Origin of the sequence: Solimonas soli DSM 21787 (assembly GCF_000474945.1) — a bacterium.
GTDB lineage: Bacteria > Pseudomonadota > Gammaproteobacteria > Nevskiales > Nevskiaceae > Solimonas > Solimonas soli.
The window spans coordinates 234,079-243,254 of record NZ_AXDW01000011.1; the positions used below are offsets into that span (position 1 = coordinate 234,079).

The 9,176-nt window shown below is 70.8% G+C and carries 9 protein-coding genes and 1 tRNA gene; all 10 read left to right on the plus strand.

Translation table 11 applies throughout. The features are described from left to right. Positions 1-9 precede the first annotated feature (9 nt). The 10 genes from K344_RS0108125 to K344_RS0108170 all read left to right on the plus strand — a co-directional run bounded on the left by K344_RS0108125 (position 10) and on the right by K344_RS0108170 (position 9,099). Complete coding sequence (locus K344_RS0108125; RefSeq protein ID WP_028080250.1) at positions 10-1,503, plus strand: class I adenylate-forming enzyme family protein; 1,494 nt, start codon at positions 10-12, stop codon at positions 1,501-1,503. Positions 1,504-1,593: 90 nt separating this feature from the next. Next, positions 1,594-2,061 carry an SRPBCC domain-containing protein gene (locus tag K344_RS0108130; RefSeq protein WP_028080251.1) on the plus strand — a complete coding sequence of 156 codons (468 nt, stop codon included), beginning with the start codon at positions 1,594-1,596 and terminating at the stop codon, positions 2,059-2,061. 7 nt (positions 2,062-2,068) lie between these two features. After that, entirely contained in the window at positions 2,069-3,424 is a 1,356-nt protein-coding gene (locus K344_RS20800) for a CoA transferase (RefSeq protein ID WP_084197160.1), read from the plus strand. Then, positions 3,418-4,809, plus strand: a complete 1,392-nt coding sequence (locus tag K344_RS0108140; RefSeq protein ID WP_028080252.1) for an amidohydrolase family protein — start codon at positions 3,418-3,420, stop codon at positions 4,807-4,809. The genes K344_RS20800 and K344_RS0108140 overlap by 7 nt, the downstream gene beginning before the upstream one ends. Before the next feature lie 183 nt (positions 4,810-4,992). Then, a complete protein-coding gene (locus K344_RS22945; protein ID WP_169729265.1) occupies positions 4,993-5,682 on the plus strand; it encodes a TetR family transcriptional regulator in 690 nt (229 codons plus the stop codon). Positions 5,683-5,705: 23 nt separating this feature from the next. Then, positions 5,706-5,870 (plus strand): rubredoxin, encoded by a 165-nt coding sequence (locus K344_RS0108150; protein WP_028080253.1) that lies wholly within the window; start codon positions 5,706-5,708, stop codon positions 5,868-5,870. Positions 5,871-5,898: 28 nt separating this feature from the next. Continuing rightward, on the plus strand, positions 5,899-6,369 hold the full coding sequence (locus K344_RS0108155) for a DUF2505 domain-containing protein (RefSeq protein ID WP_028080254.1): 471 nt from the start codon (positions 5,899-5,901) through the stop codon (positions 6,367-6,369). A gap of 220 nt (positions 6,370-6,589) precedes the next feature. Further along, positions 6,590-7,960, plus strand: a complete 1,371-nt coding sequence (locus K344_RS0108160) for a DUF1329 domain-containing protein (protein ID WP_028080255.1) — start codon at positions 6,590-6,592, stop codon at positions 7,958-7,960. Between the two features lie 63 nt (positions 7,961-8,023). Then, positions 8,024-8,890: an SDR family NAD(P)-dependent oxidoreductase gene (locus K344_RS0108165; protein WP_028080256.1), complete on the plus strand. Its 867-nt coding sequence runs from the start codon at positions 8,024-8,026 to the stop codon at positions 8,888-8,890. A gap of 132 nt (positions 8,891-9,022) precedes the next feature. Further along, a tRNA-Arg gene (locus K344_RS0108170) sits at positions 9,023-9,099 on the plus strand. Positions 9,100-9,176: the final 77 nt, after the last annotated feature.

Genomic DNA, 9,176 nt, shown 5'->3' on the forward strand with positions numbered 1-9,176 from the left:
CCGAGCACCATGAACATCTCCACCATTCTCGACATGGCCGCCGAAGCGTTCGGCGAACGCGTGGCGCTGGTCGTCGGCGACGAGCGCTACACCTACGCCGCACTGCGCGAAGCGGCGCTGCGCGCGGCGGCGCGCATCCAGGCCTCCGGCGCGCGCTGCGTCGCGTTGCTCGACGTCGCCAGCCCGGCGACGCCGATCGCCGTGTTCGCCGCGGCCTACGCCGGCGTGCCCTACGTGCCGCTCAACTACCGCCTGACGGCGCCGGAGTTGAACGAGCTGGTCGAGCGCATCGCGCCGGCGCTGCTGATCACGATCGACGACTACCGCAAGCTGCTCGTGCCACGCGCCGACCTGGGGATTCTCGATCGCGGCGAATTCCTCGCACTGCCGCCGCTCGACGGCGCGCCGCCGCAGCCGGCCGAGGACCCGCGCGCGATCGCCGTGCAGCTCTTCACCAGCGGCACGACCGGCAAGCCGAAGGCGGCGATCCTGCGCCACGAAAACCTGATGAGCTACATCGTCGGCACCGTCGAGTTCGGCGCGGCCGACGAGGACGACGCGATCGTCGTCACCGTGCCGCCGTATCACATCGCCGGCATCTCGGCGGTGCTCAGCTCGACCTATGCCTGCCGGCGCATGGTGCTGCTGCCGAACTTCGAACCGCGCGCCTGGCTCGAGGCGATGCGCCGGGAGAAGGTCAGCAACGCCTTTCTCGTGCCGACCATGCTCGGCCGCATCGTCGATCACCTCGTCGAGCACGGCGCCGCGCCGGACCTGCCGGCGCTGCGCGCGCTGGCCTACGGCGGCGGCAAGATGCCGCTGTCGACGATCGCCAAGGCCATGCAGCTGTTCCCGGGCGTCGACTTCACCAACGCCTACGGCCTCACCGAGACCAGCTCGACGATCGCCGTGCTCGGCCCGGACGATCACCGCGCCGCCGCCGCCAGCGACGATCCGCTGGTGCGCCGCCGCCTGGCCTCGGTCGGCCGGCCGGCGGCGGTCGAGATCGAGATTCGCGACGACGACGGCAAGGTGCTCGGGCCCGAGGAGGCCGGCATGGTCTACGTGCGCGGCCCGCAGGTGTCCGGCGAATACCTCTCGCTCGGCAGCCAGCTCGATGCCGACGGCTGGTTCCCGACCAAGGACCGCGGCTATCTCGACGCCGAGGGCTACCTCTTCCTCGACGGCCGCGCCGACGACGTCATCGTGCGCGGCGGCGAGAACATCTCGCCGGGCGAGATCGAGGACGTGCTGCTCTCGCACCCGGCGGTCGCCGACTGCGCCTGCGTGGCGATGCCCGACGAGCAGTGGGGCGAGGCCGTCGCCGCGGCCATCGTGCTCAAGGACGGCGCCGCCGTCGACGCCGCCGAGCTGCAGGAGCTGGTCAAGGGCCGGCTGCGCTCCTCGCGCGTGCCGCAGGCCATCGTCTTCAAGGACGCGCTGCCGTACAACGAGACCGGCAAGGTGCTGCGCCGCGTGATCCGCCAGGAATTCGCCGGCTGAGCGCCGTCCTTGCCGCTTGCGGGCGAGGGCGGAGACTGCGCATCGTCCGCCGCAGCGTTTAATCTTCCGCGACCGCCACGGAGCCGCGCCATGCCGTTCATCATCGACAAGACGGTCGACATCAACGCCCCCGCCGACGTCGTCTGGGAAGTGATCAGCGATCTGGCGAAGTATCCGGAGTGGAATCCGTTCTGCGTCGAATGCCGCTCGACCCTGCGTCCGGGCGACCCGATCGACATGAAGGTCAGGCTCACCGCGCGGCCGCAGGCGCAGCGCGAGTGGATGAAGGAATACACGGCGGGCAAGGGCTTCGCGTACAGCATGAAGCCGGTGCCGGGCGGCGCGCTGTCGTCGCGGCGCTCGCACGAGATCACGCCGGTCGACGGCGCGCGCAGCCGCTATCGCTCGCACTTCCAGCTGCAGGGCTGGCTCAGCGTCGTCGTGCTGGCGCTGTTCCGTCGCGCGCTCGAAAACGGCTTCGCCGGCATGACGGCGGGCGTCAAGCAGCGTGCCGAGGAACTGTGGATTCATCGTCAGACCAACGCCGGCGGCGGTTGAGCGCACGATGAGCGCGCCGCGCGATGCCGCGGCGCCGGGCGCCGCCTATCGCGATGCGCTGCTCGCGAGTCTGGGCGTCGCCGCATCGGCGCCGGCGCCGGTGCCGGACGAGCATCCGGCGCTCGCCTGCGCGGCGAGCGGCCTGATGGCGCTCAGCGGTCAGGCCGACGGACCGCCCTTGATGTGTCCCGTGCCGCTCGCCACGCTCGCCGACGGCGCGCTCGCCGCGCTCGCCACGCTGGCGCCGCAGGCCGACTTCGCCGATCTGCGCGGAGCCCGCCTGCTCGGCGAGCGCGCGGCGCTGACGGGGCTGCGCCGTCAGGGCGCGCGATCCGCCGGCGGCGCCTGTCGCCTGCTCGATGCCGCCGACGGCGCATTCGCCCTGAGCCTGGCGCGCGACGATGACTGGTCGCTGCTGCCGGCCTGGCTGGAGGACGACGCGGCGGATTGGGATCGCGTCGCGCGGCTCGTGCGCACGCGCCATCGCGACGAACTCGTCGCGCGCGGCCGGCTGCTCGGTCTGGCCGTCGCGCCGGGCGTGGACGCGCCGCACGAGCGCACGGCCTGGTTCGAGCTGCCGCGCGGCGACGCGCATTTCGCGATGAAACCCGCGCGGCCGCCGCGCGTCGTCGATCTGTCCTCGCTGTGGGCCGGCCCGCTGTGCACGCAGCTGCTGCAGCGCTGCGGCGCCGAGGTGATCAAGTGCGAGAGCACGACGCGTCCCGACGGCGCGCGCCAGGGGCCGGCGGCGTTCTTCGATCTGCTCAACGCCGGCAAGCGCAGCGTCGCGCTCGAGCTGCACACGCCGCGCGGCCGCGCACAGCTGCGCGAGCTGCTGCTGCGCGCCGATATCGTCATCGAGGCCTCGCGGCCGCGCGCGCTGCGGCAGATGGGCATCGAGGCCGAGGCGCTGCTGCGCGAGAACGCCGGGCTGACCTGGGTCAGCCTCACCGGCTACGGCCGCGCCGAGCCGCAGGCGCAGTGGATCGCCTACGGCGACGACGCCGGCGTCGCCGCCGGCCTGTCGGAAATCCTGTACCGCGCCAGCGGCGCGCGCGTCTTCGTCGGCGATGCGATCGCCGACCCGCTGACCGGCCTGCACGCCGCGCTCGCCGCCTGGGCCAGCCATCGCGCCGGCGGCGGGCGCCTGCTCGCGCTGGCGCTGCGCGATGTTGCGCGCCACGTCGCGCAGTTCGACCGGCCACGCGACGACGAGGCCCTGCGCGCGCGGCAGCGCGAGTGGACCGCGTGCGTCGCCGGCCTCGAAGCAGGCCTGCCGCCCGCGCGCGCCGCGCGCGGCACGGCGGCGGCGCTCGGCGCCGATACGACGCGCGTGCTGCAAGGCTGGGGCATCGCATGCTGATTCGCCGCGCCGAGCTGCACTTCGGACCAGTCGTCGATCTGCGCATCGCCGACGGCCGCATCGCCGCGATCGGCGCGCGCCTGCATGCGCAGGGCGACGAGACGGTGATCGACGCCGACGGCGGCGCCCTGCTGCCGGCGCTGCGCGATCACCACATCCATCTGCAGGCGCTCGCCGCGGCGCGCGCCTCGGTCGCCTGCGGCCCGCCGCAGGTGCAGGACGAGGCGGCCCTGGTCGCGGCGCTGCGCGCGGCGGCCGCGCAGGGCGAGGGCTGGCTGCGCGGCGTCGGCTATCACGAAACGGTGGCCGGGCCGCTCGATCGCGCGCGGCTCGATCGTGTCGTCGCGTCGCGGCCGCTGCGCATCCAGCAGCGCAGCGGCCGGCTGTGGATTTTCAACTCGGCGGCGCTCGCCGCGCTCGGCGCGCGCGACGACGGCGACGATCCCTTCGAGCGCGTCGACGGCCGGCTGACGGGACGCCTCTACGACGCCGACGACTGGCTGCGCACGCGCCTGCCGCGCGCGCGGCCCGCGCTGCAGGCGCTGAGCCACGCGCTGGCGGCGCGCGGCGTGGTCGGCCTGACCGACACCACACACACCAACGGCCCCGACGATCTCGCGCATTTCGCGGCGCTGCAGGCGCGCGGCGAACTGCTGCAGGCGCTGTGCGTGATGGGCGATGCGCGGCTCGACGCCGAGGCCGACCGGCCCGGCGTGGCGCGTGGCGCGCACAAGTTCCATCTGCACGAGCACGCGCTGCCGGATTTCGAGGCGCTGTGCGCGGCGATCCGCCGCAGTCACGCGCACGGCCGCAATGTCGCCTTCCACTGCGTGACGCGCACCGAACTGGTCTACGTGCTCGGCGCGCTGGCCGAGACCGGCACGCGCGGCGGCGACCGCATCGAGCACGCCGCGGTCGCGCCGCCGGAACTCGCCGCCGAGCTGGCGCGTCGCCGCCTGTGGGTGGTGACGCAGCCGAACTTCGTCGCCGAGCGCGGCGATGCGTATCTCGCCGAGGTCGAGCCGCAGGATCGTGCCTGGCTGTACCGCTTGCGCGGCCTGCAGGCGGCCGGCGTGGCGCTGGCCGGCAGCACCGACGCGCCGTTCGGCGACGCCGATCCCTGGCGCGCCATGCAGGCCGCCTGCGAGCGCCGCACGCCGCGCGGCGCGCTGCTCGGCGCGGACGAGACGCTGACGCCGGAGGCCGCGCACGCCCTGTTCACCGGCGCGCTGCGCACGCCGACGCGGCCGGCGCCGCCGCTCGCGGTCGGCGCGCCGGCCGATCTCTGCCTGCTGGCCACGCCGTGGGCGGCGCTGCGCACGCGGCTCGGCGCGGCGCGCGTGCGCATGACCTGGCGCGCCGGCGTGCCGGTCTGGGCCGGCTGAGACCGCGGGCGCGGCGGGCGCCGACTTGCCCCGTCGTCCGGGCGGACGAAGAATTCCGGGCATGCGTTATTGAAACTCGGCGGCATGGAGCACAGCGCCATCATGCGCAGGACTGGACGGGGAGTGTCGGAGAGGCAGCCTCAGGGGGTGGTGGCCGGGGCGGCGAGCGCGCCGGCGCCGGCCGTGGCGCGCGTCGGACGGCCGCCGGCCGTCACCGTGCAGGCGATCATCGCGGCGGCGATCGAGATCGGCCTCGACACCGTCACCTTCAAGCAGATCGCCGACCGGCTCGGCGTCGCGCAGGCGACGCTGTACCGGCACGTCCACAACCGCGACGAGCTGCTGCGCCTGGCGACTTTCCAGATCATGCTCGCGCGCCGCCTGCCGGACGGCGCGCATGAGCACTGGACGGCGCTCGCCGAGCGCTACGCCGAGGGCCTGTTCGAGGTGCTGACCGCCGAGCCGCTGCTGATCGCCGAGCTGCTCAAGGGCCGCCTCGGGCCGCACGCCGAGCTCGACATCCTCGAACAGTTCATCGAGGCGATGGCGGCGCACGGCTTCCGCGCCGAGGAAAGCGCGGCGCTGTTCCACTGGATCGGCATGGTCACGCTCGGCGCCGCGCTCGGCGCCGCCGGCCTCAAGGCCAGCATCCAGAACCAGGAGCCCTGGCATCAGCTGATCGACCGCACCTTCGACGAGCGCGACGAGGGCGAGCTGCCGCACGCGCGCGCGCTGCTGGGCAATCTCGGCGAGACGGCGATGCTGGTCGACTGGCGCGTCGCCCTGCGCACGATGCTGTCCGGCTACGCCGCCGCGCGCGAGAAGCGCGAGAACCTCGCCAGGACCTTGCATACGCGGCGGCGCGAGCGCTGACGCGCGGCCCGGGAGACGACGCCATGGACAAATGGATCTGCGTGATCTGCGGCTACATCTACGACGAGGCGCTCGGCATGCCCGAACACGGCATCGCGCCGGGCACCCGGTTCAGCGAGCTGCCGGACGGCTGGGTCTGTCCGGAATGCGGTTCACCGAAGGAATCGTTCGAGATCTACGCCGGTTGAAGCCGGGAACAACGAGGGGGAGAAGGCCATGAAGCATCAGATGCAGGCGCGCTTTGCCGCGCCACCGGACGTGGTCGTCCGCATGTTCGGCGACAAGGCCTTCCACGTGAAGAAGCTCGATGCGCTCGGCCTGCCGTACAAGGTCCTGGCGCAGGAGGCCGATGCCAACACCTTCCGCATCCGCGTCGAGCGCAAGGTGCCGGTGCAGATGCCGGGCGGCAAGAAGGCCGAGGCGACGGTCGTCAACGAGGAGCTCTGGCATCTCGCCGAGCGGCGCGGCAGCGTCAAGGTCGATGCCGGCATGATGCCGATCGACTGCGCGTGCACGGCGCAGATCGTCGCCGACGGCAAGCACACGCGCGTGGTCTACGACTGGACGATCAAATCGAGCGTGCCGCTGCTCGGCGGCCAGATCGAGAAGATGGCGCTCGCCGACATGGAGACGCGCTTCGCCGACGAGACGCGCGTCGCCGCCAGCCTGCTGAACGACTATCTCTGAACGCAGGCCGCGGCGCGGATACTCGTTTCGGACGAGGCACCGCGCCGATTCGCAACTACGATAGCTCCACGGCGATGTGCGCGTGGCGCGCACCGCGCTCCGGCCCGCACACGATCGGCTTCACGCGACGATGGCGACAGGCCGCTCACGCGGCGCAGCGAATGTCCTGCGCGCGCTTTGATGGGATCGTCTCCGGCGATTCCAACGACGAGGAGAGAACATGAAGGTCAAAACGGTTCTGGCGTCCTGCTTCGCCGTCAGCGCGATCGGCTTTGCCGCGCCGCAGGCTTACGCGAAGGTCGATGCCGCGAAAGCGGCGGAGCTCGACGGTCCGAAGCTGACGTGCATCGGCGCCGAGAAGGCCGGCTCGCCGGGCGGCGTCGCCGAATACACCGGCAAGTACCTCGACAGCTGGCCGGGCATGAAGAAGCCGTTCGGCTACGAACCCGGACCTTATGCCGACGAGAAGCCGCTGTTCACGGTCACCGCGAAGAACATGGCGCAGTACGAAGCCAAGCTGACCGAAGGCCAGAAGGCGCTGCTCAAGCAGTTCCCCGATTCGTACCGCATGAACGTGTATCCGAGCCACCGCGACTTCGGCGTGCCGGCCTGGGTCTGCGACACGGTCAAGAAGAACGCGACGACCTCGGAAGTCGTCGATGACGGTCTCGGCATCACCGGCATCAGCGGCGCGATTCCGTTCCCCTTCCCGAAGAGCGGCCTCGAAGCGATCTGGAACGTCATCAACCCGCATCGCGCCTGGACCGAGCAGGCGGTCTGCGACATCGCCGACGTCTATTCGAACGGCAGCATCGCCTGGGGCCGCAACAAGTTCATGACGCTGAACCCGGGCAACGACCCGAAGAAGCGCGGCTCGTTCACCGACAAGATCAACGCCTACTTCTACACCGGCTACCTGCTGCCGGAACGCGACAAGGGCTTTGTCGCCGTCGGCATCCAGCCGAACAACTTCAAGAACGATTCGACGCAGTCCTGGCAGTACCAGCCCGGCATCCGCCGCGTGCGCCAGGCGCCGGAAGTCGGCTTCGACTACCCGGTGCCGCCGGCCGGACTGCGCACGGTCGACGACGACTACGTATTCAACGGCTCGCCGGAGCGCTACACCTGGAAGCTGGTCGGCAAGCAGGAAATCTACGTGCCGTACCACAACTTCAAGATCAATGATCCGGCGCTCAAGTACACGGACATCATCAAGCCGAACACCATCAACCCGGACTACGAGCGCTACGAGCTGCACCGCGTGTGGATACTCGAAGGCTCGCTCAAGCAGGGCGTGCGCCACATCTACAGCAAGCGACGCCTGTACGTCGACGAGGACACCTGGATGGCGCTGTGGGCCGACAACTACGACGCGCGCGGCCAGCTGTGGCGCGTGGCCTTCGTCAACTACTTCTTCTCGCAGGAATCGCAGACCTTCCACCGCGGCACCTCGGTCTATCACGACCTGACGGCGAAGGCCTACGAGGCCGGCTACATGGTCAACGAGCGCGGCGATGGCTGGTGGCGCACCAACAAGCCGCTGACGCCGGCGATGTTCAGCCCGGAAGCGGCGGCGCGCGGCGGCCATTAAGAACTCTGCGAGTGACTGTCAAACGGGGCGGCTTTGCCGCCCCGTGTTTTTGAGGATCGGAAAATGCAGACGGCGTTCATCACCGGCGCGAATGTCGGACAGGCGAATCTGCTGACGAAGGCACTGGCGGCGCGCGGCTGGCGCGTGTTCGCCGGCGTGCTGCCCGGCGCGCCCACGGATCTCGTCACCGGCGGCAACGTCGTCGTCGTCGAGCAGGACGTGTCGAAGGACGAATCGGTGAAGGCGAGCGCCGGATTCGTGACCGACGCGCTGGGCGGCGGCGGGCTCGATCTGCTGATGAATGTCGCCGGTGTCGCCAACATCGGCACCGGCGTGCTGGAAGCGGCCGATTTCGCGGCGGTGCAGCGCCTGTTCAACATCAATCTGTTCGGCCAGCTGCGCGTGATCCAGGCCTTCCTGCCGCTGATCCGCCGCAGCGCGCCCGGTTCGCGCATCGCCAACTACAGCTCCGGCGCCATCCTCGCCAACCCGGTCGGCGCCGGCGCCTACAACATGACCAAGCATGCCATCCACGGCATGACGCTGACCCTGCGCCACGAGCTCGCGCCGTTCGGCATTCAGGTCACCTCGATCATTCCCGGCGGCGTGCTGACAGCGATGTCGGCGAACTCGCACGCCAACACCGAGCGCAGCTGGAACGAGCAGCCGGAAGCGGTGCGCCAGGTCTACGAGCCGTACCTGAAGCGCGTGATGACGCGAGTGCTGCCCGACATGCTGGAAAAGAGCGGCGCCACGCCCGAGCAGGCACTGGCCGGCACGCTGGTCATCCTCGACAAGAAGAAGTGGAAGCCGATGGAGTATCTCGGCAAGGACGTGAAGCCGATGGGCATGATGAAGCGCCTGCTGTCCGATACCCAGCTCGAGGCGATGATGCGCCGCAGCTTCCAGGTGCCGGCCTACAAAGCTTGAGCGCGGCGGCGCAGAACACCAGGCTCTGGAGGCGGGGTGGCGTGCGCCGCGCCGGACAAGCCCGGTCCGGCGGCCCTTTTTTGTTCGTTCCGTGGCTTCGCCGGGCGCCGTGCTTTAGAATCCGCCCTCCACGCGCCCGTAGCTCAGCTGGATAGAGTGCCGGTTTCCGAAACCGTAGGTCGCAGGTTCGAATCCTGCCGGGCGCACCAGAACATCGAAATTCGCAGGTCCCGCCCAGGGCAATGCGCGTTCATCGAGCGCATTCGAAGCTGCGACAAACCATGGC